A 24,971-nucleotide genomic window follows, 5' to 3' on the forward strand; every position below is an offset into this window, starting at 1 on the left:
GCGGGCTCGCTCGAGCCCCTGTTGTCGGCTGGCAATCCGGTCAGGTTTGGATTCAGGACGCCTGCGGGAGGTAGCTGGGCCTCGGCGCCGTCATCCCGCGCTTGACCTGCAGCGTGAGCTCATCGGCCAGCACCTCGTCGAAGCCCGATTCGAGTCCGTCGAGCGCGCGCTTGACGATGTCCTCAGGGCTCGACTTCGGGACATCGAACCCGCGCGTGAGATCGGTATCGACGTAGGCCATGTGCAGTGCCAGCACTTGAGTCTTCTGCGCCGCCAGTTCGTTGCGCAAGGCATTGGTGAGCGACCAAGCTGCGGACTTGCTTGCCGAATAGGCTGCCAACTCGCCGCCGTTCACCCATGAGGCGACCGACAAGACGTTGAGCAACGCGCCGCCGCCGTTGGCTTTGAGAATCGGCGCGAAGGCCTTGCTCATGCGCAACACGGCGAAGAAGTTGGTCTCGAAGATGCGCCGTGCGGCGTCTTCGCTGTCGGCTGCGAGAAAACCTCCCGGCTGGGCAATGCCGGCGTTGTTGATCACCAGCGTCACATCCGACGCCAGCGCTGCGGCGGCCGCCACGTCTTCCGCTTTGGTGACGTCGAGTCGTAGCGCCTGAACGCCGGATTGGGTAGGTTGGGTAACGGCCGCGGGGTCGCGTGCACCCACGTAGACCTTGCGGGCACCGCGGTCGAGCAGCTCGCGTGCGAACGCCAGGCCGATGCCGCGATTGGCGCCCGTGACAAGGGCAACAGCATTTTCAATTTTCATGGGAATCTTCAACAGGGGAACAAACAGATTCAGCTGCCGGCTTTCAGGCCTTCCAGCAACACTGAAATGAACAAGCTCACTGGACCTTGATGACGACCTTGCCCTTTGCGCGGCCGGCTTCGACATAGGCCAAGGCTTCATTCGTGGACTCGAACGGGAACACCCGGTCCATCACGGGGCGGATGACGCCAGCATCGAAGAGACGGGTGATCTCGCGCAGTTGGCTCCCGTTCGCCTTCATGAAGAGGAACGAGAAGCTGACGCCGCGGCTCTTTGCCTTTCGTCTGATTGCTGAGCTCAGCAGCCGCATGACCAGTTTCACGAACCCCGGTGCCCCGATTTCCTTGCCGAATTCGGGATCAGGCGGTCCGGAGATGGAGATGAGCTTCCCGCCGCGCTTGAGCACACGAAGGGATTTTTCGAGCGTCTTGCCGTCCTGGCTGTTCAGGACCACGTCGTAGTCGCGCAAGACGTCTTCGAAGTCCTGCGTCTTGTAGTCGATGACGACATCTGCGCCCAGACTCTTCACGAGCGCGACATTTGTCGTGCTCGTCGTCGTGGCAACGGTTGCGCCCAGATGCTTGGCCAACTGAATCGCAAAAGTGCCCACGCCGCCGGAGCCCGCCTGAATGAAGACCTTCTGGCCCCTCTTCAGATCGGCCTTCTCGATCAGTGCCTGCCAGACCGTCAGGGCCACCAAGGGGATGGAAGCGGCTTCTTCCATCGTGAGGCCCTGGGGCTTGAGTGCGAGGGAAGCCTCCTTGACCGGCACGAATTCAGCGAACGTGCCGATCCGAAAATCATCCGCCCGCGCATAGACCTCATCGCCCAGCTTGAACTGCCGCACGCGCGGGCCGACCTTGACCACCACCCCAGCTACGTCGTGGCCCAGGATGAGGGGCAGGCGATAGGGCAGGATGAGCTTGAACTCACCATCCCTGATCTTGGAGTCCAGCAGGTTGACGCCAGCGGCATGGACCTGGACCAAGACCTCGTCATCGCGCAATTCCGGATTCGGCATGTCTGCCAACCGCAATGCGCGCTTCTTTCCATATCGCTCGAGAACAAATGCCTTCACGGTTCTTCCTTATTCCTGGCGTACCCAGGTCTGTGAACGGCCCAGCATTGGCACACCGATGTAGCCGCGCACGCTGAGCTTCTTGCCGTTGTCGGTCAGGCGCACATTGCTGCGGTAGACCTTGCCGTTGTCCGGATCGAGAATCTGGCCGCCGGCATATTCGTCGCCGTCCTTCGTCAGGCCATTCAGAATCACCAGCCCGACGACCGGTGCGTTCTTGTTTGCGCCTTCGCACTTGTCGCACTTCGGATTCGGGTCTTCATTCGGAGCCGGGAACACTTTCTCGATCTTGCCCAGCAGGGCTCCATTCGATTCCGTGATTCGGACCAGTGCCCTCGGCTTGCCGCTGACGTCGTCGACGTTCTTCCACAGGCCAATGGGCGACGCCTCGTTTGCCCAGACTGGCGGCATCGTGAGCGCTGCGGCCGCGGTGAAGGCTTTGAACGCGAGCGCGGGCAGGAGCGGGAGGGCAAGAGAGCGAGGGTTGCCAGAGGATTTATATTTATGTCGCATGATGCTCATCATATTTGTGGTCGAACGAAAAGCGTCGTTTCTCGGTGGATTTAGGCGGGAGGCAGGTGCTTCAGTGCGGCCTCGCACAGGCTGGCCGATAGTGCGGGCTCGTCGACTGCACGAGCCAACAGCAATGTGCCCACCATGGTGGCGACGGTCACGAGTGCTCGTTCGTGAGCACCGGGCTGCCCCCAGTCAGGCGACTGACGGGCGACAAGATCGATCATTTCCTTGATGTGCCGGGTGGTCACTCGGCGTACTTCGGGTGCCTGGCGCGGCGTCTCCGAGCCCAGGGCGGCCAGGGGACATCCCATTTCAACCTGCTCCAGGTGCTCCCGCGAGAGATAGGTGCGAAGCATGGATGCCAAAGCCTGCTCGGAGGGCACGCTGGCAACAACGTCCGCCGCTACGGCGGCTGACTCGGCGCACGCCCGATTCGCTGCTTCCGCCAGCATGGCCTCGCGCGACTCGAAATGGGCGTAGAAAGCGCCATGGGTCAGGCCGGCCTCCTTCATGATGTCGGCGACTCCGGTGCCGTCATAGCCGCTACGACGGATCGCCCGTGCAGCTGCGCACACGATGCGCTCGTGTGAAGCTTCCTTGGCTGCCGTTCTGACGTTGTGCTTTGCGTTTCGCATGATGCGCATCATACATGCTTTCGCAAAGCACGTAGCCCTCGGACTCACTCCGACGGGATGCCCGCCTCCTTGACGACCTTGCCCCACTTTGCAAGGTCGGACTTGATCAGCGCGGCGTACTCCTGCGGCGTCCCGCCCTGGATCTCGATGCCCGCGGCCTCCAGCTTGGCCCGCACGTCAGGCAGCTTCAGCGCCGCGTTGATCTCGGCATTGAGCTTGGTGACAATCGCCTTGGGCGTGCCGGCAGGCGCCAGGAACCCGCCATTCGTGTTGGCGTCGTAGCCCTTGAGCCCCTGTTCGTCCGCGGTCGGCACGTCCGGCAGAGACGTTGTTCGCTTGCGGGTCGACACCGCAATGGCGCGTACGTTGCCGGCCTTCACCTGCGACTGGATGGCACTGATCGTGTCGATGTAGAGCGCAGTGCGCCCGGCCAGCAGATCCGGGTGGGCAGCGGCAGATCCCTTGTAAGGGACCAGCAGCATCTGCGCGCCGCTCGCCATGCGGAACATCTCTGCCGCCATTTCCTGAGCACTGCCGCGGCCCGAGGTGGCGACCTTGGACTGGTCCGGATTGGCCTTCATCCAAGCCACGAACTCGGGCAGTGTCTTGGCGGGAATCTGCGGGTAGATCGCGAACACCAGCGGAACCTCGTGGGTGTAGACGATGGGCTCGAAGCTTTTCTCCGGATCCCAGCCCAGGTTCTTGAACAGGAACTTGTTGATGTTGTGGCTGCCGCCCACGATGCCGATCGTGTAGCCATCGGGCGCGGCTTTGGCGAGGACATCCGTGCCGAGGTTGTTGGATGCGCCAGGCCTGTTGTCGACGACCACCGGCTGACCCATCGACACCGCGAGCTTGTCTCCGACGACGCGGGCAATGGTGTCGATAGCGCCGCCCGGCGGGGCGGGCACGATGATCTTGATAGCGCGGGTCGGGTAGGCCTGGGCCGATGCCAAGGTCGGCACCACGGCCAGGGACGCCGAGGCGGCAAGGATCTTGAACAGGGCTCTGAGTTGCATAGGAGACTCTCTTGTGGGTGGGTAAGTCGGGGCTCGCTCTGGGGCTCAGGTGGTCAGGCTCATCGTCGGGCGTTCGCCTGCCAGGGCCTGAGCGAGGCTGTCAAGCACCATCTCGCCCATGGCGGTTCTGGTCTCCCAGGTGGCACTGGCGCGGTGGGCCTGGAGGGTCACGCTGTCGCACTGGCGCAGCGTCAGGGGAACGCGGGGTTCGTCGACGAACACGTCCAAGCCCGCACCGGCAATGCGACCGGCGGCCAGCGCCTCTGTCAGGTCAGCCTCATTGACTAGGCGGCCACGGGCGACATTGACCAGGAAGCCGCTTGGGCCGAGCGCTTCGAGCACGGCCGCGTTGACGATGCCTTCGGCCGTGTCCGCCGCCGCGCACAGTACCAGCGCGTCGGAGTCACGCGCGAGGCCCACCAGGTACGGCACGAACCGGTGGGGGATGTCGTCCATGGGGTGCAGATCGGTATAGCTGATCGGGCAGCCGAAGGCCGCCGCCCGAGCCGCGACGGCGCGGCCCACCCTTCCCATTCCGACGATTCCAACGCGCATGCCGCTGAACCGGCGGGCGAGTGGGATGGCGCTGGGTTGGGGGCTAAGTTCCCACTGGCCGCCGCGCACGAAGCGGTCGCCGGCACACAGGTTTCGGCAAGCAGCGATCAGCAACCCGATCGCCAGATCGGCCACGTCTTCGGTCAGCGCGCCCAGGGTTGCGGTGACGGGCAGGCCACGGCCTCGGCAGTACGCCAGATCCACAGCGTCGGTGCCGACTCCGTTGACGGCCACGACCTTGAGGCCAGGCAACTGCTCCAGCATCGGTCGCGAAATGCCGGTGTGCCCGCCGGTGATCACGGCGTCGACGGATGCGCCATGTTCACGCAGCCAGGCCTCGCGGCCGGTTGCCTCGAAGTATTTGTGAACCGTGTAGAGCGATGCGAGCTTGTCGTTGATCGCAGGGATCAGGATCGGATTGAGTTGGAGGACCTGGGGTTTCATGTGAATTCGTTCAACGGGGACAGACGTGTCCCATGTGTCCAAGACGGCTTCTTCAGGAGGGGAGCATGTTGTTAATGATTGATTAGTAAGTCAATATTGATGTACAAAATCAACATATAAACTTTCTCGCACCCGACCATGGTTTCCTGGATTTCGATGGACGAGGTGTGCCACCTCCTCGGGGTGCGACCCCAGACGGTTTACGCCTACGTGAGCCGCGGCAAGCTCGAAGTCATGCCCGATCCGGCCGATACGCGCCGCAGCCTGTACCGCGCCGAGGACGTGGCAGGCTTGGCCAAACGCAAACAGGCCGGCCGCAAACACGAGACCCTGGCCGCCAACACGCTGTTCGGCTCGGAGCCCAGCATCCCGACGGCCCTGTGTGCGTTCTTTCGCGGGCGCCCGTATTACCGCGGCCAGGATGCCGTGAGCCTGGCCCGGTCAGCCACCCTGGAAGATTTGGCTCAACTGTTGTGGGGCGCGGAGCAACCCGTCGACTTTTCGTCCGCTACGCTGATGCGCTCGGGCAAGCCTGGGCGAGTCGCTGCCTTCACTGCCTTGGCCAGTCTGGCAGCCGCCGGGCATTCCACCCATGGACGTCTGACGCGGGTGCTGCACAACGAGGGCCAGAGTTTGGTGGGTCAGTTGGCCAATGCGTTCGGTGCCCAGCCGGGGCGCCAGCCGCTGCACTTGCGCTTTGCGCAAGGGTGGAAACAATCGACCCAGGTGGCTGATTTGCTGCGAACTGCCATGGTGTTGCTGGTCGACCATGAGTTGACAAGTTCAGCCTTTGTCGCACGCATTTCGGCTTCGACAGGCGCCTCGTTGCCGGCATGCCTTCTGGCCGGATTGACCACGCTGTCGGGCCCGTTGCATGGTGATGCCTCAGGCCGCGTCCAGGCGCTGTTCAGCGAAGTGGAACGACTTGGAGAGGACCAGGTGGTGGCCCACTACCTGTCGACCGGTTTGCCCTTGGCAGGATTTGGTCACCACCTCTATCCCGATGGCGATCCGCGCGCAGCCGCCTTGCTGGCGTTGTTCGAGCCCCCGGAGGTGATCGCGCGCTTCATCCAGAAGGTGACGAACCTGACCGGTTTGCAGCCCAACATCGACGTGGCCCTGGCCGCCCTGGTTGCGCACCATCGACTGCCCGCCGACGCGGCATTTGGCCTGTTTGCAACGGCGCGCAGTGTCGGGTTGCTGGCGCACAGCTTGGAACAACTGGGCGTGGCGCAAGTGATCCGCCCACGCGGGCGCTATGTGGGCCCGATACCCAACATGCCGCAGGGCGCCCGAACTTAGGCGGCCTCTGCCGTTCGAGCTTCTGCCGGCGACCAGGGCCCTTCGAGCGTGTATCGGATCCACCGAATGGTGCCGGCGTGTTGCGAGACCGAGATCGTGGAATTCAGCCCGACCGACGTCCTGCAGGAGACGATCAAGGTCGTGATGTCGAACCTGCAACGGGGCGGCGCCTCATGAACTACCGGCTGGCTTACGCCATCGGCTTCCATCCGTGGGAGGATGCCGCCGCCGATCCGCCATTCGTCGCAAAGGCAGCGCAGATGTTCGATCGCGAAGAGCTGGGCCGCCAGCCGCCTTACGGACGTGCGCTCGATCTCGGCACCGGGAGCGGCATCTGGGGCATCGAGCTCGCGAAGCGTGGCTGGCAGGTGACTGGCGTGGATCTCGTCGAGAAAGCATTGCGTCGTGCACATGATCGAGTGCGCAGCGCAAGCGTGGAGATGAAGCTCGTCCGGGGTGACGTGACTGCGCTGGGCCGCGCAGGCATCGGCGACGGTTTCCGTTTGATCCTCGATACGGGAGCATTCCATGGCCTTCAACCGGAAGAGCAGATCGCGATGGGGCAGGAAGTCACAGCCGTCTCCGCACCTGACGCAACGGTGCTGCTGTTCGTGTGGCCAAGACGGATTCGGCCCTTGATTCGTGGCGCCTACCGCAGCGACGTCGAAGCCGCGTTTCCCGCCTGGGAGATCACCGACGTGGAGCCTTCGCATTTCAGTTTGCCGATCCTGCTGGAAGTGATCCTGAGGCCCGACGAGAAGTGGTACCGGCTCCGGAGAAAACTGTCGTTTGAACTGATCAACCGCTGATAGACCGCCTGAAAGAAGCCACTCCCGAGCATCCGGAGATGGGCCGACCTCGGTCATTTTCTCCGTGACAACACATCATCAGCTTCGTGCCAAGGAGCCTTGGACGCCAGGTGAATATGCTGCTGCTTCAATGGGGTAAATGGCGTGTCGAGCGTACCCAACGAGAACGACATCCAGGAAGCTGCGTCGTCGTGAATACTGTGCCACGCCAAGACCCCAGGCGACGAACTGCGGCCACTATCGCCGCCCCGAGGGCTGACTTCGAACGATCGCATCGTCGGCCTACGCGCGCTCGCCCGAGCTCCTGCTGCTCGGCAATGTGATCCTCGAAGACCACCAATTGCTCGAAGGAGAAGTAGGGGACGCCTTCGAGCGCTTCGTGCTTCAGCTCCTGAACGACCAAGGCGTCGAAGTAGGCGAGTTCGCGGCGGCGCTCAAGGCGCTCGGCAAGCTACGAGAAACTTCGGCCGAACTGCAGAAACTGCTCGTCCAGGCCGCTCGCGCTGCGAGCTGAGGGGTGTCCTTGCCAGTCGAGGCCGAGTGCCTGCGGGCGATCACGCGTTCTCACCAAAGTCCAGCAGCACCTTGCAGCTGTAGCGTGGATTGCGCTCGGCAATGTCGAACGCTCCGGCCACGTCACGGAAGTCCACCTTGTGACTGATGATGCGTCCGGGGTCGACCAGCCCACTCTGGATCCAGTCGATCACGGTCGGGAACATCGCGCAGTTCAGGCGCGAGGCGTAGAGCGAGAGCTCCTTCTTTGTCAGTTCCTGCTGCGGAATGGCAGAAGGCGTGGCGGAGAAGCCCAGCACACCGATTCGGCCCGCAGGCGCCGCAATGCGCACCGCCTCTTCGACAATCGTCGGATGGCATACAGCATCGTAGATGAGGGTCGGTCCGCCAACGACCCCGCGTTTGGACAGAGCCTCCGGCAGCGATTCGCGCGCGGTATTGATGATCTCGTCCTCCGCCGCGCCGCAGTCGAGCGCCAAGGCGAGCCGCTCGTCGAAGTGATCGGTGATGAACGCGCGAATGCCGTAGACGCGCTTGAGCACCTGCATCAGGTTGAGGCCGATCGGCCCGGCACCGTAGATCAGCGCGACATCGCTGGGAAAGACGCCAGTACGTTGGGTGACGTTCGCGGCCACGGCAAAGGGCTCGATCACCGATGCGCTGGCATCGGCCAAGCCCTTGGGCACCACGTAGGCATTCTTCTCCGGCACGCAGGCGTACTGGCTGAAGCCGCCGTCGCGATGCACGCCGATCACCTGCAGGCGGCTGCAAACGTTCTGCCGCCCGATCAGGCAGGCATGGCACTCCCCACAACTGATGACCGGGTCCACGACCACCGTCTCGCCGATGCGCGCGGCGCTGACGCCGGCGCCCACCGATTCGATGCGACCGACGAACTCGTGGCCGATGACGCGCGGGTAGGAGACGAACGGGTTGTGGCCGTGAAAGATGTGCAGGTCAGAGCCGCAGATGCCCGCGTAGCGCACGCGCACGCGCACCTCGCCGGCCTGGGGCTCGGGCATGGGCCGTTCGCGCACGGCCATGCTGTTGGGTTGATCGACGACGACGCTCAGCATGATGAAATTTCCTGTTGGTTTGAGATGCCGTGGGGCGTGAGTCACCAGTTCCACATCGAGCCATCGGCGAGCCGCGCCACGGGCAGATAAGCGCGCTCGTAGGGATACCTGGCCGCCAGCGCCTCGTCGATGTCGACGCCCAGTCCGGGCACTTCGTCCATCACCAGGTAGCCATCCTCGAAGCGATAGTTGTGCGGAAAGACTTCGTCGGTGAGCGCCGTGTGCGGCATCAACTCCTGGATGCCGAAATTGGGAACCCACAGGCCGAAGTTGACGGCTGCCGCCATGCAAACCGGCGACAGGTCGGTCGCACCGTGAAACCCGGTGCGCACCTGATACATCGCCGCATAGTCCGCGATGCGGCGCACATGCGTGATGCCACCGGCATGCGTGATGGTCGAGCGGATGTAGTCGATCAGCTGCTCGCTGATCAGGTTCTTGCAGTCCCAGATCGAGTTGAAGACCTCGCCCACGGCCAGCGGGGTGGTGGTGTGCTGGCGGATCAGGCGGAAGGCCTCCTGGTTCTCGGCCGGCGTTGCGTCCTCGATCCAGAACAGGCCGTAGGGCTCGAGTTCCTTGCCGAGCCGGCCGGCCTCGATCGGCGTCAGGCGATGGTGGGCGTCATGCAGCAGATGCGTTTCGAAGCCCACCGCCTCGCGCACCTTGCGAAACAGCTCGGGCGTGTGACGCAGGTAGAGCGAGGTGTCCCACGGCTCTTCCGGCGGCAGGCCTTTTTCGGCCGGCTCGTAGAAGCCCTTGGTCTTGCCAACGCCATAGGTCTTCGCCAGACCCGGCACACCGGACTGCACGCGGATCGCCTTGAAGCCCTCTTGCGCGTGCTTGTGCACCGCCTCGATCGCTTCGGCGTGGTCGCGACCATTGGCGTGGCCGTACACCATCAGGCCGTGCCGGCTCTTGCCGCCGAGCAGCTGGTACACCGGCATGCCCGCGAGCTTGCCCTTGATGTCCCACAGCGCCATGTCGATGGCGGCGATCGCTGTCATCGTGACCGGCCCGCGCCGCCAGTAGGCGCCGCGGTAGAGGTACTGCCAGATGTCCTCGATGTTGCGGGGGTCGCGCCCGATCAGGCAGGGAAACACGTGTTCGTCCAGGTAGGACTTGACGGCCAACTCGCGGCCATTGAGCGTTGCGTCGCCCAGGCCGTGAATGCCCTCGTCCGTGACGATTTTCACCGTCACGAAGTTGCGGCCGGGGCAGGTAACGATCGTCTGGATGCGTTCGATCTTCAATTCAGTCTCCAGGAAGTACGACGATGCTCAGAGGAATCCGACCGAGAACCAGGGCACGAACACCAGCAGCAGGAGCGCGAGGAACAGCGCCGCCATGTGGGGCCAGACACGCGGCATCGCGACGTCCGGCGGCACCCGGCCGATCGCACAGGCCGCATAGAAGCCGACCCCGAACGGCGGCGCGAAGAGGCCGAGGCCCATCGCGAAGATCACGACCATCGCGTAGTGCACCTCGTTGACGCCGACGAGCTTGGCGATGGGGAACAGCAGCGGCCCGAACAGCACGATCGCGGGGATGCCCTCGAGCAGGCTGCCCAGCACCACGAACGCCAGAGCGGACACCAGCAGGAAGCCCACCTTGCCGCCCGGCACCGCGGTCATGATCTTGACCAGGTCCTGCGCAAAGCCCGACTGCGTCAGCGCCCACGCCATGGCGGTGGCGCAACCGACGATCAGCAGGATCGCCCCCGACAGGCACGCCGTGTCGAGCAGCATGGGGTAGATTCGGCGCCAGTCGAACTGACGGTAGATGCAGATGCCCGCGAGCACGGTGTAGAAGATGCCGATCGTCGACACCTCGGTCGCGGTGGCCACGCCCTCGACCACCGCGGTGCGGATGATCACAGGCAGCGCGAGCGCCGGCAGCGCCACCAGCAGCAGTTTGCCGACCTGCTGGCGCGTCGCCTTGGTGACGCCCGACATGTCTTCGCGGCGCGTCTGCCACCAGACGACGCATGCCATCAGCACCAGACCGACGACGGCCGGCATCAGGCCGCCGATGAACAGTGAGGTGATCGACACGCCGGTCACCGAGCCGACCGTGATGAGCACGATGCTCGGCGGGATGGTTTCCGACATGGCGCCCGAGGCCGACAGCAGGCCGATCAGGTCGCCATCCTTGCTGCCGCGCTTCTTCATCTCGGGGAACAGCGCCGGGGCAACCGCAGCCATGTCGGCCGCCTTGGCACCCGAGATGCCGGACACGATGTACATCGCGCCCAGCAGCACGTACTGCAGGCCGCCGCGTACGTGGCCGATCAGGCTCACGAGGAAATTGATCATCGCGCGGGCCAGGCCGGTCATCTCGATCAGCGAGCCCAGGAAGACGAAGAGCGGCACGGCCAGAAGGATCAGGTGCGACATGCCTTCCTGCATGCGGTTGGGCATGATCGACATCGGCGTGCTGGTGGAGAACGCCAGGTACGACATCGTTGCCAGGCCGAACGCGAAGGCGATGGGAACGCCGATCACGATCGCGCCGACCAGCATGACCAGAAAGAAGATCACCAGGTTGATGTTTCCCAAACCGGCCAGCGTCGGCGACAGCAGCCACAGCGCCGCGCCGCCCAGCGCCACAGCACCACCGGTGAGCGCAATCTGCTTCCAGCTCGCCTGCTCGAAGAGCCGCGTCACGGCGGTTACCAGCATCAGCGCTGTGCCTGCGAACACAGCCCCTGCGCGCCATCCCTCGCTGATACCGAGCACCGGCGTCGAGACCTCGATCTCTCCGTGCCAATGCTCCCAGGCCGGACCGACCAACATGACCAGGAACGCGACCACCAGGCACATGCCGAGCGCATCGAGCCAGGCGCGCCTTGCGGGCGGCAGATCCTTGATGAAGGTCGTCAGGTGCATGTGGGCGGTGCGCCGCAATGCAATGCACGACCCGAGCACCGCCAGCCACAGGAACAGGATGCTGGCGAGTTCGTCGGTCCAGGTGATCGGGTCATGCAACGCGTAGCGCGCGAAGGCGCCGCCACCCAGGATCAGAACTTCGGCCACCACGATGGCGGCAGCGGGAATATCGGTCACCCAAGCCAGCAACCGGTCGAACCAGCGCGAAGTGGCAGGCGTGGCAATAGCGAGCGGATCGACAGTGGACTGCATGGGGCGCTCCTGATCGGGATGGTTGGCCGCGCGGGCGTCAGACGAGCTTGCCCGAATACTTCTCGAGCTTGGCCCAGGCCTCGTCGCCGTACTTGCCCTTCCACTCGGTATAGAAGCCCGCGGTCTTGAGCATGTCGCGGAACGGTCCCGGATCGGGTTTGTTGAAGGTCACGCCCAGCTTGGTCAGTTGGGCCTGCGCGTCGGCGTTCAGCCTCGCGATGTCCTCGCGCTGCTTGAGGGCGGCAGCGTTGAGATTCTTCGACAGCGACTCCTGAACCTCCTTCGGCAAGGCCTGCAGCTTCTTCGCGTTGCCGAAGATGAAGTGGCCGTCCCAGGTATGAGCCGTCAGCGAACAGTACTTCTGAACTTCATAGAGCTTGGCACTCTGGATCAGCGCGAGCGGATTCTCCTGCCCGTCGACCACCTTGGTCTGCAGCGACGAGTAGAGCTCGCCGAACGGAATCGCGGTCGGCGATGCGCCCATGGCCTTGAACATCGAGATCCACAGCGGGATGCCCGGCACGCGGATCTTGAAACCTTTCAGGTCGGCCGGCGAGACGATGGGCTTGCTGGCCGACGTGATATTGCGGTAGCCGTTGTCGAGGCACTTTTCGTAGGCATGCAGGTTCGCCTTGGCCAGCGCGGATCGGACATGGGCGCCCAGATCACCGTCCATCGCGGCCCACACCGCGTCATAGTCCTTGAACGCGAAGGCCACGCCGTTGATGCCAGCGGTTGCCACCAGCGTCTGCAGATTGGTGCCGGCGGTGGACATGATGTCGATCGCGCCGGCGCGCGTCTGCGAAATCATGTCCGGCTCGCTGCCGAGCTGGCTGGTCGGGTAGACCTGCAAGTCGACCCGGCCGCCGGTGTCCTTGCGTATCGCTTCGGCCGCTTCCTTGATGCGCAAGGTGCCGGGATGGTCGGCCGGGAAGGCGGTGCCGTACTTGAGCTTGATCTCGCTTTGCGCAAAAGCGAAGCGGGCTGGGAGCGTGGCGGCCACGCCGGCGACGGCGGTGGCGAACTGGCGGCGAGTGGGCGCGAAGGTCATGACAAGGTCTCCGTTAGGTCTTCTGGGTCGGTGGTGCGGGATGCGCGATTCAGGTGGACAGCAACGCCGTCATGCCGCCTTGGCGCAGCGTGGACAGGTGCCGCGCCAGACGGCCGGCAAAGACCGGCGGCCAAGGCCCCGTGCCGAAGACGGCGCTGTGCGCCAACGCGGCGTTCGCCGCGTCGGTGTCGTTGGCGGCCCGCCGCAGGCGCGCAGCGAGCGCCTCGGCGCCCGGGTCGCTGATGACCAGTGCTGCGCCGTTGTCGCTGTGCCCGGCGGCCAGGTAGTGCAGCCAGATCGCCAATGCGCGCTCGAGTTGCGGGCGCTCCACCCCCGCCACGAGGCTCTCGCGCAAGGCTGGCAGCCAGCGCACCGGTACCTTCTGGGTCCCGTCCATGGCGATCTGCTGCGTGCGGTGGGCCAGCGCCGGATTCTCGAAACGCCTGAGCAATTCGTGGCAATAGGCCAGTACGTCATAACCCGATGGGGCCGCCACGCTCGCGCGCAGATCCTCCAGCATCAACCGACGCGCGAAGCCGCCGACCAGAGGATGCGCCATGGCGTCGGACACCGTCTCCAGTCCGCCCATCTGGCCGGCGTAGGCGAGCGCCGAGTGCGTGCCATTGAGCAGGCGCAGCTTCATCGCCTGATAGGGACGCACGTCGCTGGTGAGCAGGGCGCCAGCGTCCTCCCAGGCCGGTCGAATGCCGGCGAAGCGGTCTTCGATCACCCACTGGGTGAACGGCTCGCAGACGATGGCCGCCTCGTCACGAAGGCCGAGCCGAGCGGCGGCCCATTCGAGCGAGACGGGCGTCGCCGCCGGCACGATGCGGTCGACCATGCTGTTGGGGCAGCCGATCTCGGCTTCGATGCGGCGTGCAAGCTTCGCATCGAACAGGTCCGCGTACTGCACCACCAGCTTGCGCAAGGTGTCGCCATTGCTGGCCATGTTGTCGCAGCACACCAGCGTCAACGGGGCGCCGGCGGAGCGGCGGCGGATGCCTGCGGCCAGCACGCCCAGCGTCGTTCGCGGCGTCTGCGGATTCGCGATGTCGTGGCGCACAAGGACGTCGTCGATGTCGAGGTCGGCGCTGGCCGGGTTCTGGCTGTAGCCCTTTTCAGTGACGGTGCTGGTCACGATGGCCGTCGCCGGATTGGCGATGGCCGCGATGACCTGCTCAAGTTGCCTGGGTGCGTACAGGGCGTCGCATAACGCACCGACAACCCTTGTGCGTGCATCGTCGCCGTGGCGCTCGGTCACCGAATACAGGTGGTCTTGCGCTGCCAGCGCCTCGGAAACGCGCGGGTCGCGCAGACTCACCCCGACGATGCCCCAGCGAAGGTCGCCCCGCGCGACGACCGCCTCGGTGTAGAGCGCCTGATGGGCACGGTGAAACGCGCCCAGTCCGAGATGCACGATGCCCCGCGCCAGGCCGCCGCGGTCGTAGTGCGGGCGCGCGATGCCGTCGCCGAGATCGCGCAGGCCGCGCTGCGAGAGCCGCGAGTTCTGATCTGCTGACAAGGGCACTTCGGCGTCTCCGATCATTCACCACAGTACCATGGTGGCATGGCACGATGCGAGGAGTCTACGAATCAATCCGGGCGTGAAGTACCGGTAGAAACCCGGATAGGGCCGCGATCATGGCGTGCACTACCATGGTGTAAAGTGACTCATCCCACCAGAGAAGCACCCATCCGATGACCGCCCGAGTCCTTGCCAGCAACCCCCACCATGCCGATGCGCAGCATCCCGAAGACCCTTTGGTTGCGGCGCTGGCCGGTTTCAAGCTCGACCCCGCGCGCTCCTATACCGCACAGGTGCACAGCCAGCTGCAAGAAGCCATCGTGCGCGGCGTCTTGCCCCCGCGCACGGCGCTTTCGGAAGCGACGATCTCCAAGCTGATCGATGTGAGCCGCACACCGGTGCGTGAAGCGCTGGCGCAACTGGCTGATGAACAGATGGTGCTGATCTACCGCCAGGTCGGCACGATCGTGGCACCCGTGCGCATGTCGCTGCTCGAGGAAGGCCGCTTCGTGCGCAGCACGCTGGAATGCGCGAGCCATGTGCAACTCGCCCAGACCATCACACCGGCGCAACTCAACGAATTCGGCCAGATCGTTGCGCGCCAGCGCGACGCTGTCGCGAGCGGCGAGATCGATCGCTTTTCCGAGCTGGACGAGTTGATGCATCGGCGCCTGTTCGAGTTTGCAGGTCGCGAACACGTCTGGGCCATGCTGGAACCTATCAAGCGCCAGTTCGACCGCGTGCGTTGGCTGCTGCTGGGCCACGTGGCCGGCCATGCCGAGCGCGCGCTGAAGGAACACGAGCAGATGCTGGCGCAGATGGCGTCGCGCGACGTGGCCGGTCTGGGCGCGAGCGTCGCCGCCCACATCAATCACATCACCGCACACCTCACGGCGCTGCGCGAACATGCGCCCGCGAGCTACTTCGCCGACTGACCGATCCTTGGCTTGGCCTCAGCGTCCAGCAAAGGTGGATAGTCTTCCCTGGGTTCGTGCGCCACGGACCTGCTCCGCCGCAACCTCAGCCTCGGCGACTGGATGCTGCGGCGGCCGACCTTCAGGAGCTGGATTGGTGGCGCGCAATCGCTGCCTGCAGTTCTGCGAGCAGGCGCGGATCGTGTGTGGCGCGCTCCAGGAAGCGCTCATCGGCCAAGGCGCTGGCACGGCGCCGCGCCAAATCCTGCACCGCGGCCGCGGCACGGCCCCAAATCTGGTTGACCAAGGAAAACGCGGTGTTTCCCATTGCGCGCTGCGGACGCAGGTCGACGAAAGAAGTCATCGTGTTCCTCCCAGGAACGAGTGGCCGAGGCCGAAGACGGAATATTAGGGTTTTCCCTTATGTCTGGGAAGTTCAGCTTCCTGATGTTTGTCATTCAGAGCGCTGATAGCGGTTTTTTTTTAGATGCGTTGCCCCGAACGCGCGGGGGCCGTAGGGAAACAGCGTGGCACGTGGGGGAAACGGAAGGGAGGCGCACCCGCACGTCTGGGCGCTAGCGGCATGGCGCCGTGGCCTCCACCTGTTAATGAAGTTGCTATGCTGTGGCGCATCGTCGCTCGCTTGGGGCGTTGTGCCAGCGCGACATCTTGAATTTCGTCGGTATTTTTGTATCCGGGAAGCCGAAGTCGCCAAGGTTCAGCATTCATGCGGGGTGCCAAGGGCATTTCCTTCAGGCCTTCCCATCTCCACGCGGAGGGCCTCTTGACCTACCAACTCCACTACTGGCCCACCATCCAGGGCCGCGGCGAATTCGTGCGCCTCGCGCTCGAGGCAGCTGGCGCCGCGTATGTCGACGTGGCGCGCGAGCCGCCGGGCAAAGGCGGCGGCGAGGCCGCGCTCGCGCGGCGGCTTAGCGATCCGGACAATCCGCGCGCGGCCTTCGCGCCGCCCTTCCTCGTCGACGGCGACATCGTGGTCGGCCAGACCGCCGCGATCCTGCTCTACCTCGGCCCGCGGCTCGGGCTCGCCGGCATCGGCGCGGCCGACGGGCTCTGGACGCACCAGCTGCAGCTCACCATCGCCGACATGGTGGCGGAGGTGCACGACACGCACCATCCGATCTCGGCCGGCCGCTACTACGAAGACCAGCGCGAGGCCGCGCTGGAGCGCGCCAAGTGCTTTCGCGAAGAGCGGATTCCGAAATTCCTCGGCTGGTTCGAGCGCGTGCTCGAGCGCAATCCCGCGGGCGACCTGCACCTGGTCGGCGATACGCTGACTTACGCCGACCTGTCGCTGTTCCAGCTGGTGGCGGGTCTGCGCTATGCCTTTTCGAAGGCCACGGCGCGCGTGTTGGCCGAGACGCCCGCGGTCGCCAAGCTGCATGCCAACGTGGGCCGCCGCCAGCGCGTGCACGACTACCTGCAGAGCCCGCGTCGCATCGCCTTCAACGAAGACGGTATCTTCAGGCGCTATCCGGAACTCGACGGTTAGGGCCTGTTAACGCTATTTGCGGGGATCGCACGCACGGCGTCGCGCGCTTTGATTGGCACGCCCTGGCATGCCTTCGCGACCCCGCAAATAGCGTTAACAGGCCCTTCTAGTCGCTGGGCTCGTCGCGCAGGCGCAGCGCGGTGTCGTAGAGCGCATTGCGCGGCGCGCCGCTGATCTCGGCCGCAAGCCGCACCGCGCTCTTGAGCGGCAGCTCGGCAAGCAGCAGCCGCAGCACGCGTTCGGCTTCGGCATTGCCATCGTCCTCTGCCACGGCCTTCGGATGCAGCACCAGCGCGAACTCGCCGCGCGTGCGGTCGCGGCCGGCTGCAAACCAGTCGGGCAGGGCGGCAGCGGCGACCGTGGCGATCTCCTCGAACTGCTTGGTGAGTTCGCGGCCCACCGTCACACGCCGCTCGCCCAGAATGGCCAGCGCGCGTGCCAGCGCTTCGATGCGGTGCGGCGCTTCGAGCAGCACCACGCTGCGCGGCTCGGCGGCCAGTGCCTGCACGGCGGCATCGCGCTCACCGGACTTGCTGGGCAGGAAGCCGGCGAACACGAAAGCGCTGCCCGCATCGCCCGCCGCGACCAGCCCGGCCGCACCGATCAGCGTCGTCACGCTGCTCGCGCCGGGCAGCGGCAGCACCCGGTAGCCTGCCTCGCGCACGGCCGCGACCAGGCGCGCGCCCGGGTCGCTCACACCGGGCGTGCCGGCATCGCTGACATAGGCGATGCGTTCACCGCGCGCGAGCCGCGCGATCACCGCCTGTGCCGCCTCGGCCTCGTTGTGCTGGTGCAGGGCGAGCAGCTGGGCCGAGGGGCGATCGATGCCATAGGCGCGCAGCAGGCTCTGGGTGTGGCGCGTGTCCTCGCAGGCGACGGCATCGACCAACTGCAGCACCTGCAGCGCGCGCAGCGTGATGTCTGCCAGGTTGCCGATCGGCGTGGCGACGACATAGAGCGTCGCTTGCGGATAATGCTGCGCACCCGCAGCATCGCGCGCGGCCTGCAGGGCGGCGCCGAACGAAGCGGGGGCGAGAGAGTTCAATGGGTTTTCTCCAGAACAAGACGGCGGGGAGGCATTTCAAGTGACGACCAAGCAGCGCGGCGATGCGGCGGAAGACGCCGCGCTCGCCCATCTGCAAGCGGCCGGCCTGGTGCTGGTCGCGCGCAATTATCGAACCCCGGGCCGCGGCGGCGGCGAGATCGACCTGATCGTGCGCGATCCGCGCGACGGCACGCTGGTGTTCGTCGAGGTGCGCCAGCGCGCCGGCGCCACGCATGGCGGCGCGGCCGGGAGCATCACCGCGGTGAAGAAGCGGCGCATCGTCTTCGCGGCGCGGCACTACCTGAGCCGGCTGCGCACGCCGCCGCCTTGCCGTTTCGACGTCGTGCTGGTGGAGGAGCGCATCGCCTGGATCCAGGCCGCCTTCGACGCGGATTGAGCCCCCGCCGAGGGAACCGATGCGTTGCCCCATACTCAAGTGCATCAAGCGCAGCACCTACGTCTTGTTTCAGAACCCACAGTTATCATCCCGGCCCATGCTCGAGCAACGGATCCAGCAGCACTTCATCGACAGCGCGGACCTCAAGTACCAGGCAGGTCCGCTCCTGAGCAAACCGATCGGGCAGGCGATGCAGGCCCTGCTCGCCTGCGTGACCAGCGGCGGCAAGATCCTGGCCTGCGGAGCGGGCGTCTCGGGGCTTCTCGCCGCGCTGTTCGCCGCCCAGTTCGTCGGCCGCTTCGAGCGCGAACGGCCCGAGTTGGGCGCGATCGCGCTGCCGGGCGACACCACCGACCCCGCCGCGGACACCGCCGACGCAAGCGATGCGGACCGGTTCGCGCGCCAGGTGCGTGCCCTCGGCCAGGCCGGCGACGTGCTGCTGACGCTGAGCGCTAGCGGCCAGTCGGCCGCAGTGCTGGCCGCGGTCGAGGCAGCGCATGCACGCGACATGACGGTGGTTGCCCTGCTGGGCAACGCGGCGGGCAGTGGCGCCAGCAGCAGCCCCGGCGGCGCCGTGGGGCGTGCATTGCGCGAAACCGATGTCCAGATCTGCGTGCCGCACGAACGCGCGGCGCGAATCCACGAAGTCCACCTGCTTGCGCTGCACTGCCTGTGCGACGGCGTGGACGCCCAGCTACTCGGAGAACAGGAAGGTTCCATATGACGAAGACATCCATCCGGCGCATCGCGTTGACCCTGACCGCCGGCGCCGCACTGGTTGCCGGCCTTTCCGCTTGCGTGCCGCTGGTGGTCGGAGGGGCCGCGGTCGTTGGTGCGGGGATGGTCGCGACCGACCGCCGCAGCTCGGGCGCGCAGATCGACGACCAGGGCATCGAGCTACGCGGCGGCGCGCGGGTGCGCGAGATTGCCAACGACCAGATGTACGTCAGCATCACGAGCTTCAATCGGCAGGTGCTGTTGACCGGCGCGGTGGGCAGCGAGGCCGACCGGCGGCGCGTCGAGGAGGTGGTGCGCCGGGTCGACAACGTGCGTTCGGTGGTCAACGAACTGACGGTGGGGCCGCCGAGCACCTTCCAGCAGCGTTCCAACGACGCCTTCATCGTCGGCAAGATCAAGGCCTCGCTGCTCGATGCCAAGGACGTCTTCGCCAATTCCTTCAAGATCGTCGCCGACCGCGGCACGGTCTACCTGATGGGTCTGGCCACGCGGCGCGAAACCGATCGCGCGACCGACATCGCGCGCGGCGTCTCGGGCGTGGAGAAGGTGGTGCGGGTGGTCGAGATCGTCAGCGAAGCGGAGCTCGCGAACCAGGCGCAGCAGGGCGGCACCGGTCCGGCGCCGGCCTCGCGTTCCAACGTGCCGCTGCCGCCGATGGAGCCGCTGCCGCCGGCGGGTTCACCGTCGGGCGGCGGCGCGACCGCTACGCCGGTTCGCTAGCCGCTACTTGAGCCTGGTGATCAGGCTCGAGGTGTCCCACCTGTTTCCGCCGGCCTGCTGCACGTCGGCATAGAACTGGTCGACCAGCGCGGTCACCGGCAGCCGCGCGCCGTTGCGCTTGGCTTCGTCGAGCACCAGGCCGAGATCCTTGCGCATCCAGTCGACGGCGAAGCCGTAGTCGAACTTGCCTTCGATCATGGTCTTGCCGCGGTTGTCCATCTGCCAGCTCTGCGCCGCGCCCTTGCCGATCACGGCCAGCACTTCGTTCATGTCCAGGCCGGCGCGTTGGCCGAAGGCGATCGCCTCCGACAGGCCCTGCACCAGGCCGGCGATCGCGATCTGGTTGACCATCTTCGCAAGCTGGCCTGCGCCGCTGTCGCCGAGCAGGGTGACGGCGCGCGCAAAGGCCGCGATCACCGGCTTGACGCGCTCGAAGGCCGCCGTGTCGCCTCCGCACATCACCGTCAGCACACCGTTCTGCGCTCCGGCCTGGCCGCCGGAGACTGGGGCGTCGATGAACTGGAGGCCGCGTTCCAGCGCCGCCTTCGCGAGCTCGCGCGCGACATCGGCGGAAGCCGTGGTGTGGTCGACGAACACCGAGCCCTGGGCCATGCCCGCGAAGGCGCCGTCGTCGCCGAGCACGACCGAGCGCAGGTCGTCGTCGTTGCCGACGCAGCAGAAGACGATTGTTGCGCCTGCGGCGGCTTCGCGCGGCGTGTCCGCAGGGCGCAGCGCGCCCTTGGCCTGGGGCGCGAATTCCATCTGCCAGTCGGCGGACTTGGCGGCCGTGCGGTTGTAGACCGCAACATCGTGGCCCGCCAGCGCGAGGTGGCCGGCCATGGGGAAGCCCATCACGCCGAGGCCGAGGAAGGCGAGCTTTTGCGCGGGGAAGGAGTCGTAGGTTTGGGGATTGAGGCTGCTCATGGGCGCAAGCTTAGCGCCCATGCGTTTAGCGCGATCAGACGATCGCGAAGTGCTCGGTGCCCGCGGACAAGTCGGTGCTGCGCGCGCGCTGGCTGTTGAGCTTGATCTGCAGGCGCAGGTCGTTGGCCGAGTCGGCGTTGCGGATCGCTTCTTCAAAGGAGATCGCATTGCCTTCGAACAGGTCGAACAGCGCCTGGTCGAAGGTCTGCATGCCGAGGTTGCGGCTCTTCTTCATGATCTCCTTGATCTCGCCCACTTCGCCCTTGAAGATCATGTCGGCAATTAGCGGCGTGTTGAGCAGGATCTCGACCGCGGCGATGCGGCCATGGCCGTCTTCGGTCGGGACCAGGCGCTGCGAGATCAGCGAGCGCAGGTTCAGCGAAAGGTCCATCAGGAGCTGGGCGCGGCGCTCCTCGGGGAAGAAGTTGATGATCCGGTCCAGCGCCTGGTTGGCGCTGTTGGCGTGCAGCGTGGCCATGCACAGGTGGCCGGTCTCGGCGAAGGCCACCGCGTGCTCCATGGTCTCGCGGTCGCGGATCTCGCCCATCAGGATCACGTCGGGCGCCTGGCGCAGCGTGTTCTTGAGCGCGGCTTCCCAGCTGTCGGTGTCGATGCCGACTTCGCGCTGCGTCACCACGCAGTTCTTGTGCGGGTGCACGAACTCGACCGGATCTTCCACCGTCACGATGTGGCCGTAGGAGTTCTCGTTGCGCCAGTCGATCATCGCGGCCAGCGTGGTCGACTTGCCCGAGCCGGTGGCGCCCACCAGGATGGTGAGGCCGCGCTTGGTCATCGCCACGTCCTTGAGCACCTGCGGCATGCCGAGCGCATCGATGGTCGGCAGCTTGGCCGGAATGGTCCGCAGCACCATGCCCACCTTGCCCTGCTGCACGAAGGCATTGACGCGGAAGCGGCCGATGCCGGTAGGCGAGATCGCGAAGTTGCATTCCTTGGTGCGCTCGAACTCGGCCGTCTGGCGGTCGTTCATGATCGAGCGCGTGAGCGCCAGCGTGTGCTGCGCGCCGAGGGCCTGCTGCGAGACCTTGGTGACCTTGCCGTCGACCTTGATCGCGGGCGGAAACTCGGCCGTGATGAAAAGGTCGCTGCCGTTGCGGCTCACCATGAGCTTGAGGAGTTCGTTGATGAACTGGCTGGCCTGATCGCGTTCCATGTCGGTACTCCGGTGCGGGCGGGGCTGTTCTTCAGCCCGGGAAATTCTCGGGAATCTTGGCCTTGCCGCGCGCTTCGGCCGCGGAAATGACGCTGCGACGCACCAGGTCGGTCAGGTTCTGGTCGAGGGTCTGCATGCCCTGGCCGCTGCTGGTCTGGATCGTCGAGTACATCTGCGCGACCTTGCCTTCGCGAATCAGGTTCCGGATCGCGGAGGTGCCGAGCATGATCTCGTGCGCCGCCACCCGGCCCTGGCCGTCCTTGGTCTTGCACAGTGTCTGCGAAATCACGGCCTGAAGCGACTCCGACAGCATGGCGCGGATCATTTCTTTCTCCTCGCCGGGGAACACGTCGATGATCCGGTCGATGGTCTTGGCGGCCGAGGAGGTGTGGAGCGTGCCGAACACCAGGTGGCCGGTTTCGGCCGCGGTCATCGCGAGGCGAATGGTTTCGAGGTCGCGCATTTCGCCGACCAGGATGGCGTCCGGGTCTTCGCGCAGCGCCGAGCGCAGCGCGTTGGCGAAGGAGAGCGTCATCGGCCCGACTTCGCGCTGGTTGATCAGGCACTTCTTCGACTCGTGCACGAACTCGATCGGGTCTTCCACCGTCAGGATGTGGCCGTACTCGGTTTCGTTCAGGTAGTTGACCATCGCCGCCAGCGTGGTCGACTTGCCCGAGCCGGTGGGCCCGGTCACCAGCACCAGGCCGCGCGGCTTGAGCGCGAGGTCGCCGAAAATCTTCGGCGCGTTGAGCTGCTCCAGCGTGAGGATCTTCGAAGGAATGGTCCGGAACACCGCCGCCGCGCCGCGCGCCTGGTTGAAGGCGTTCACGCGGAAGCGCGCCAGGCCGTCGATTTCGAACGAGAAGTCGACCTCGAGGAATTCTTCGTAGTGCTTGCGGTGCGTGTCGCTCATGATGTCGTACACCATGGCGTGCACCGCCTTGTGATCGAGCGCGTCGACGTTGATGCGCCGCACGTCGCCATGGACCCGGATCATGGGCGGCAGGCCGGACGACAGATGCAGGTCCGATGCCTTGTTCTTGACGCTGAAGGCCAGCAGTTGGGTGATGTCCACGAAGCTCCTCGGTGACGTTTTGATACGCTTTTGACGATTATGACGATGATTGGTGACAAGCTCCAGCAAGTTCGGGCCCGGATCGTGACGGCATGCACGGCGGCCGGCCGCAATCCGGCGAGCGTGCGCTTGCTTGCGGTGTCCAAGACCTTCCCCGCCGAGGCCGTGCGCGAGGCCCGCGCCGCCGGACAGATTGCCTTCGGCGAGAACTACGTGCAAGAGGGGGTGGCCAAGATCCAGGCACTGGCCGATCTGCGCAGCGAGCTCGAATGGCACTGCATCGGCCCTCTGCAGAGCAACAAGACGCGGCCCGTGGCCGAGCATTTCGACTGGGTGCACAGCGTCGATCGCCTCAAGATCGCCGAGCGCCTGGCCGAGCAGCGGCCGGCGCATCTGCCGCCGCTTCAGGTGTGCCTGCAGGTCAACGTGGACGGCGGCGCCAACAAATCCGGCGTGCCGGCCGAGGAGGCCCTGCAATTGGCGCGGGCTGTGGCGGCCTTGCCACGCTTGCGGCTGCGCGGGCTGATGGCGATCCCGGAGCCGGCGCCGGATTTCGAGGCGCAGCGCGCGGTGTTCCTGCATGCGGCGGTGCTTTTCGAGACATTGCGCACGGCGGGCCTCGAGCTCGACACGCTTTCGCTGGGCATGTCGGCCGACCTCGAAGCCGCGGTCGCGGCCGGCAGCACGATGGTGCGGGTGGGGACGGCGATCTTCGGGGGGCGGGTGTCTACTTGACGAGGGCGTTCCCCACCACAAAGATAAATGCCGTCACAGGGAAACAAAAGACGAAGAACAAGAGGCCGGCCCCCATCGACCGCAGCCGCGAGAGTCGATTCAGCTCTCGATAGGCGCCCCATCCGGCAAAGATCCACGCGAGCATGGCGCCGAATACGGCGAATTGCACCAGCAGCGACGCCCGGTAGGCGGAGCTTGCGAGCAATCGCTCCTTGTTCTCGATGAGGAAAGCCGCAAGATTGCCAGCGTATGCGGCGTCGTGCAGTTCCTTGAACAGAGCGGGATCGAAGGCCCTGACCGTCCCGGCAAAGCCCAGATAAAGACCTGTCGCGAGGAGCAGGAGAACGCCGGCGTAGTAGAAGTGGATGGTCAGGAATTTCTGAAGTCCCGCCCTGCCTCCGGCGATGCGCCACGCCAGGTACAGCGCAGTTCCATACGCCAGGACGTTCATCAGGGCAAACACGCTGTCGGTGCCGAGCTCGAGCAAGGGGTCGCCCCGACTCAAGGGGATCTTCAGGATCCAGCCGATCGCAAAGGAAATCGCCAGGAAGATCAGTGCTTTCTGCGTCGCCGATTCGTCGCTGGAAAGACGTTCGGCGATGAAGCGTTTCGGCCCGGTCAACAGAGGAAAAAGAGCCTCGAAGTAGGTCGGGATCAGACCGACGAGCCTTTCAAAGATCTCTTTCATGCTTTGCGCTCTTGGTTGCTCCTGGCCCAAGACTGCGGCGCAATGGCGATTGCGCCGCCGGGGATTGTGCGCGCGCACTGGCCGCAAGTCACATCGAGAGTGGAATCCGCGCGCTGCTTTTCACCTCTTCCATCACCGCATAGGTCCGCGTCTCGCGCACGCCCGGCAGCTGCCACAGCACCGTGCCCGCGAACTCGCGGTAGGCCGCCATGTCGGCCATGCGCGTCTTGAGCAGGTAGTCGAAGCCGCCCGCGACCATGTGGCATTCCATGATCTCGTCGCGCACCTGCACCGCGGCCTTGAACTGATCGAACACGTTGGGGGTGGTGCGGTCGAGCAGCACCTCGACGAAGACGGTGAAGCCGCGGCCGAGCTTGTGCGGATCGAGCCGGGCCTCGTAGCCCTGGATGAAGCCCTCGCGCGTGAGCCGCTGCACGCGCGCCAGCACGGCGGTGGGCGATAGCGAGACGGTCTCGGCCAGCTTGAGGTTGGAAATGCGTCCATCCTCCTGAAGAATCTTCAGGAGTTTCATATCGATCCGATCCAGACTGGCTGCTTCAGTGCTCATGACTGGAGAATTATCCAGCGAAAGGCCGATATTTGGTGAATAACTCGGCGGCGAAAG

At 65.4% G+C, this 24,971-nt stretch carries 27 protein-coding genes; 9 read left to right on the forward strand and 18 right to left on the reverse strand.

Annotated elements, in window-relative coordinates:
• Window positions 1-52: 52 nt before the first annotated feature.
• From ACSQ9I_RS02775 to ACSQ9I_RS02800, 6 genes are all read right to left on the reverse strand, one after another.
• The gene (locus ACSQ9I_RS02775) at window positions 53-766 is read right to left on the reverse strand and encodes an SDR family oxidoreductase (RefSeq protein ID WP_436315703.1); all 714 of its coding nucleotides are present in this window, start codon (window positions 764-766) and stop codon (window positions 53-55) included.
• Window positions 767-842: 76 nt separating this feature from the next.
• Entirely contained in the window at window positions 843-1,844 is a 1,002-nt protein-coding gene (locus tag ACSQ9I_RS02780) for an NADP-dependent oxidoreductase (protein ID WP_436312213.1), read from the reverse strand.
• 9 nt (window positions 1,845-1,853) lie between these two features.
• Window positions 1,854-2,369, reverse strand: coding sequence for a DUF2147 domain-containing protein (locus ACSQ9I_RS02785; RefSeq protein WP_436312214.1), 516 nt, complete (start codon window positions 2,367-2,369; stop codon window positions 1,854-1,856).
• Window positions 2,370-2,407: 38 nt separating this feature from the next.
• Window positions 2,408-3,007: a TetR/AcrR family transcriptional regulator gene (locus ACSQ9I_RS02790; protein ID WP_436312215.1), complete on the reverse strand. Its 600-nt coding sequence runs from the start codon at window positions 3,005-3,007 to the stop codon at window positions 2,408-2,410.
• Window positions 3,008-3,039: 32 nt separating this feature from the next.
• Window positions 3,040-4,014, reverse strand: a complete 975-nt coding sequence (locus ACSQ9I_RS02795) for a Bug family tripartite tricarboxylate transporter substrate binding protein (RefSeq protein WP_436312216.1) — start codon at window positions 4,012-4,014, stop codon at window positions 3,040-3,042.
• A 45-nt stretch (window positions 4,015-4,059) separates the two neighbouring features.
• Window positions 4,060-5,013: a 2-hydroxyacid dehydrogenase gene (locus ACSQ9I_RS02800; RefSeq protein ID WP_436312217.1), complete on the reverse strand. Its 954-nt coding sequence runs from the start codon at window positions 5,011-5,013 to the stop codon at window positions 4,060-4,062.
• 138 nt (window positions 5,014-5,151) lie between these two features.
• Between ACSQ9I_RS02800 and ACSQ9I_RS02805 the strand changes: the two genes are divergently transcribed.
• From ACSQ9I_RS02805 to ACSQ9I_RS02815, 3 genes are all read left to right on the forward strand, one after another.
• Window positions 5,152-6,315, forward strand: coding sequence for a citrate/2-methylcitrate synthase (locus ACSQ9I_RS02805; RefSeq protein ID WP_436312218.1), 1,164 nt, complete (start codon window positions 5,152-5,154; stop codon window positions 6,313-6,315).
• A gap of 173 nt (window positions 6,316-6,488) precedes the next feature.
• Window positions 6,489-7,124, forward strand: a complete 636-nt coding sequence (locus ACSQ9I_RS02810; protein WP_436312219.1) for a class I SAM-dependent methyltransferase — start codon at window positions 6,489-6,491, stop codon at window positions 7,122-7,124.
• Between the two features lie 340 nt (window positions 7,125-7,464).
• A complete protein-coding gene (locus ACSQ9I_RS02815) occupies window positions 7,465-7,638 on the forward strand; it encodes a hypothetical protein (protein WP_436312220.1) in 174 nt (57 codons plus the stop codon).
• Between the two features lie 40 nt (window positions 7,639-7,678).
• Here ACSQ9I_RS02815 and ACSQ9I_RS02820 read toward each other — a convergent pair whose 3' ends face one another.
• Genes ACSQ9I_RS02820 through ACSQ9I_RS02840 form a run of 5 tightly spaced genes read right to left on the reverse strand, consistent with a single transcriptional unit; the run spans window position 7,679 to window position 14,429 of the window.
• Window positions 7,679-8,713: a Zn-dependent oxidoreductase gene (locus tag ACSQ9I_RS02820; protein ID WP_436312221.1), complete on the reverse strand. Its 1,035-nt coding sequence runs from the start codon at window positions 8,711-8,713 to the stop codon at window positions 7,679-7,681.
• Window positions 8,714-8,754: 41 nt separating this feature from the next.
• Window positions 8,755-9,963 (reverse strand): D-mannonate dehydratase ManD, encoded by a 1,209-nt coding sequence (manD, locus tag ACSQ9I_RS02825; protein ID WP_093105041.1) that lies wholly within the window; start codon window positions 9,961-9,963, stop codon window positions 8,755-8,757.
• A gap of 27 nt (window positions 9,964-9,990) precedes the next feature.
• Complete coding sequence (locus ACSQ9I_RS02830; protein WP_436312222.1) at window positions 9,991-11,850, reverse strand: TRAP transporter large permease; 1,860 nt, start codon at window positions 11,848-11,850, stop codon at window positions 9,991-9,993.
• A 37-nt stretch (window positions 11,851-11,887) separates the two neighbouring features.
• Window positions 11,888-12,901, reverse strand: a complete 1,014-nt coding sequence (locus tag ACSQ9I_RS02835; protein WP_436312223.1) for a TRAP transporter substrate-binding protein — start codon at window positions 12,899-12,901, stop codon at window positions 11,888-11,890.
• A 49-nt stretch (window positions 12,902-12,950) separates the two neighbouring features.
• On the reverse strand, window positions 12,951-14,429 hold the full coding sequence (locus tag ACSQ9I_RS02840) for a mannitol dehydrogenase family protein (RefSeq protein ID WP_436312224.1): 1,479 nt from the start codon (window positions 14,427-14,429) through the stop codon (window positions 12,951-12,953).
• Between the two features lie 170 nt (window positions 14,430-14,599).
• Between ACSQ9I_RS02840 and ACSQ9I_RS02845 the strand changes: the two genes are divergently transcribed.
• The gene (locus tag ACSQ9I_RS02845) at window positions 14,600-15,361 is read left to right on the forward strand and encodes a GntR family transcriptional regulator (RefSeq protein ID WP_436312225.1); all 762 of its coding nucleotides are present in this window, start codon (window positions 14,600-14,602) and stop codon (window positions 15,359-15,361) included.
• Between the two features lie 121 nt (window positions 15,362-15,482).
• Here ACSQ9I_RS02845 and ACSQ9I_RS02850 read toward each other — a convergent pair whose 3' ends face one another.
• A complete protein-coding gene (locus ACSQ9I_RS02850) occupies window positions 15,483-15,704 on the reverse strand; it encodes a hypothetical protein (RefSeq protein ID WP_093105053.1) in 222 nt (73 codons plus the stop codon).
• A 420-nt stretch (window positions 15,705-16,124) separates the two neighbouring features.
• Between ACSQ9I_RS02850 and ACSQ9I_RS02855 the strand changes: the two genes are divergently transcribed.
• Window positions 16,125-16,853 carry a glutathione S-transferase gene (locus ACSQ9I_RS02855; protein WP_436312226.1) on the forward strand — a complete coding sequence of 243 codons (729 nt, stop codon included), beginning with the start codon at window positions 16,125-16,127 and terminating at the stop codon, window positions 16,851-16,853.
• A gap of 106 nt (window positions 16,854-16,959) precedes the next feature.
• On the opposite strand, the gene rsmI is transcribed toward ACSQ9I_RS02855, so the two are convergent.
• A complete protein-coding gene (gene rsmI, locus ACSQ9I_RS02860; protein ID WP_436302619.1) occupies window positions 16,960-17,898 on the reverse strand; it encodes a 16S rRNA (cytidine(1402)-2'-O)-methyltransferase in 939 nt (312 codons plus the stop codon).
• Between the two features lie 40 nt (window positions 17,899-17,938).
• Between rsmI and ACSQ9I_RS02865 the strand changes: the two genes are divergently transcribed.
• The 3 genes from ACSQ9I_RS02865 (at window position 17,939) to ACSQ9I_RS02875 (ending at window position 19,753) form a co-directional block, all read left to right on the forward strand.
• On the forward strand, window positions 17,939-18,295 hold the full coding sequence (locus tag ACSQ9I_RS02865) for a YraN family protein (protein ID WP_093105061.1): 357 nt from the start codon (window positions 17,939-17,941) through the stop codon (window positions 18,293-18,295).
• 97 nt (window positions 18,296-18,392) lie between these two features.
• Window positions 18,393-19,019 (forward strand): SIS domain-containing protein, encoded by a 627-nt coding sequence (locus ACSQ9I_RS02870; protein WP_093105064.1) that lies wholly within the window; start codon window positions 18,393-18,395, stop codon window positions 19,017-19,019.
• Window positions 19,016-19,753, forward strand: coding sequence for a BON domain-containing protein (locus tag ACSQ9I_RS02875; RefSeq protein WP_436312227.1), 738 nt, complete (start codon window positions 19,016-19,018; stop codon window positions 19,751-19,753). The genes ACSQ9I_RS02870 and ACSQ9I_RS02875 overlap by 4 nt, the downstream gene beginning before the upstream one ends.
• A gap of 3 nt (window positions 19,754-19,756) precedes the next feature.
• On the opposite strand, the gene ACSQ9I_RS02880 is transcribed toward ACSQ9I_RS02875, so the two are convergent.
• The 3 genes from ACSQ9I_RS02880 to ACSQ9I_RS02890 are packed head-to-tail and all read right to left on the reverse strand — an operon-like array spanning window position 19,757 to window position 22,923.
• Window positions 19,757-20,677: an NAD(P)-dependent oxidoreductase gene (locus tag ACSQ9I_RS02880; protein WP_436312228.1), complete on the reverse strand. Its 921-nt coding sequence runs from the start codon at window positions 20,675-20,677 to the stop codon at window positions 19,757-19,759.
• A 34-nt stretch (window positions 20,678-20,711) separates the two neighbouring features.
• A complete protein-coding gene (locus tag ACSQ9I_RS02885) occupies window positions 20,712-21,848 on the reverse strand; it encodes a PilT/PilU family type 4a pilus ATPase (RefSeq protein WP_093105080.1) in 1,137 nt (378 codons plus the stop codon).
• 31 nt (window positions 21,849-21,879) lie between these two features.
• Window positions 21,880-22,923, reverse strand: coding sequence for a type IV pilus twitching motility protein PilT (locus tag ACSQ9I_RS02890; RefSeq protein ID WP_093105083.1), 1,044 nt, complete (start codon window positions 22,921-22,923; stop codon window positions 21,880-21,882).
• Window positions 22,924-22,962: 39 nt separating this feature from the next.
• Here ACSQ9I_RS02890 and ACSQ9I_RS02895 point away from each other — a divergent pair, with 39 nt between their 5' ends.
• On the forward strand, window positions 22,963-23,658 hold the full coding sequence (locus ACSQ9I_RS02895; RefSeq protein WP_093105086.1) for a YggS family pyridoxal phosphate-dependent enzyme: 696 nt from the start codon (window positions 22,963-22,965) through the stop codon (window positions 23,656-23,658).
• Here ACSQ9I_RS02895 and ACSQ9I_RS02900 read toward each other — a convergent pair.
• Window positions 23,651-24,346, reverse strand: coding sequence for a hypothetical protein (locus ACSQ9I_RS02900; protein WP_436302622.1), 696 nt, complete (start codon window positions 24,344-24,346; stop codon window positions 23,651-23,653). The two genes, ACSQ9I_RS02895 and ACSQ9I_RS02900, sit on opposite strands and share 8 nt — an antisense overlap.
• Window positions 24,347-24,434: 88 nt before the next feature.
• Window positions 24,435-24,914, reverse strand: coding sequence for an Lrp/AsnC ligand binding domain-containing protein (locus ACSQ9I_RS02905; RefSeq protein WP_093105092.1), 480 nt, complete (start codon window positions 24,912-24,914; stop codon window positions 24,435-24,437).
• Window positions 24,915-24,971 lie beyond the last annotated feature (57 nt).

This window comes from Variovorax sp. LjRoot84 (genome assembly GCF_964254305.1).
Taxonomy (GTDB): Bacteria; Pseudomonadota; Gammaproteobacteria; order Burkholderiales; family Burkholderiaceae_C; genus Variovorax.

Bases quoted from the DNA above. Each gene is read 5' to 3' on its own strand.
- ACSQ9I_RS02775 (WP_436315703.1), bottom strand. From the start codon at position 766: ATGAAAATTGAAAATGCTGTTGCCCTTGTCACGGGCGCCAATCGCGGC.
- ACSQ9I_RS02785 (WP_436312214.1), bottom strand. From the start codon at position 2,369: ATGATGAGCATCATGCGACATAAATATAAATCCTCTGGCAACCCTCGC.
- ACSQ9I_RS02790 (WP_436312215.1), bottom strand. From the start codon at position 3,007: ATGATGCGCATCATGCGAAACGCAAAGCACAACGTCAGAACGGCAGCC.
- ACSQ9I_RS02795 (WP_436312216.1), bottom strand. From the start codon at position 4,014: ATGCAACTCAGAGCCCTGTTCAAGATCCTTGCCGCCTCGGCGTCCCTG.
- ACSQ9I_RS02800 (WP_436312217.1), bottom strand. From the start codon at position 5,013: ATGAAACCCCAGGTCCTCCAACTCAATCCGATCCTGATCCCTGCGATC.
- ACSQ9I_RS02805 (WP_436312218.1), top strand. From the start codon at position 5,152: ATGGTTTCCTGGATTTCGATGGACGAGGTGTGCCACCTCCTCGGGGTG.
- ACSQ9I_RS02810 (WP_436312219.1), top strand. From the start codon at position 6,489: ATGAACTACCGGCTGGCTTACGCCATCGGCTTCCATCCGTGGGAGGAT.
- ACSQ9I_RS02820 (WP_436312221.1), bottom strand. From the start codon at position 8,713: ATGCTGAGCGTCGTCGTCGATCAACCCAACAGCATGGCCGTGCGCGAA.
- ACSQ9I_RS02830 (WP_436312222.1), bottom strand. From the start codon at position 11,850: ATGCAGTCCACTGTCGATCCGCTCGCTATTGCCACGCCTGCCACTTCG.
- ACSQ9I_RS02835 (WP_436312223.1), bottom strand. From the start codon at position 12,901: ATGACCTTCGCGCCCACTCGCCGCCAGTTCGCCACCGCCGTCGCCGGC.
- ACSQ9I_RS02845 (WP_436312225.1), top strand. From the start codon at position 14,600: ATGACCGCCCGAGTCCTTGCCAGCAACCCCCACCATGCCGATGCGCAG.
- ACSQ9I_RS02850 (WP_093105053.1), bottom strand. From the start codon at position 15,704: ATGACTTCTTTCGTCGACCTGCGTCCGCAGCGCGCAATGGGAAACACC.
- ACSQ9I_RS02870 (WP_093105064.1), top strand. From the start codon at position 18,393: ATGCTCGAGCAACGGATCCAGCAGCACTTCATCGACAGCGCGGACCTC.
- ACSQ9I_RS02875 (WP_436312227.1), top strand. From the start codon at position 19,016: ATGACGAAGACATCCATCCGGCGCATCGCGTTGACCCTGACCGCCGGC.
- ACSQ9I_RS02880 (WP_436312228.1), bottom strand. From the start codon at position 20,677: ATGAGCAGCCTCAATCCCCAAACCTACGACTCCTTCCCCGCGCAAAAG.
- ACSQ9I_RS02885 (WP_093105080.1), bottom strand. From the start codon at position 21,848: ATGGAACGCGATCAGGCCAGCCAGTTCATCAACGAACTCCTCAAGCTC.
- ACSQ9I_RS02895 (WP_093105086.1), top strand. From the start codon at position 22,963: ATGACGATGATTGGTGACAAGCTCCAGCAAGTTCGGGCCCGGATCGTG.
- ACSQ9I_RS02900 (WP_436302622.1), bottom strand. From the start codon at position 24,346: ATGAAAGAGATCTTTGAAAGGCTCGTCGGTCTGATCCCGACCTACTTC.
- ACSQ9I_RS02905 (WP_093105092.1), bottom strand. From the start codon at position 24,914: ATGAGCACTGAAGCAGCCAGTCTGGATCGGATCGATATGAAACTCCTG.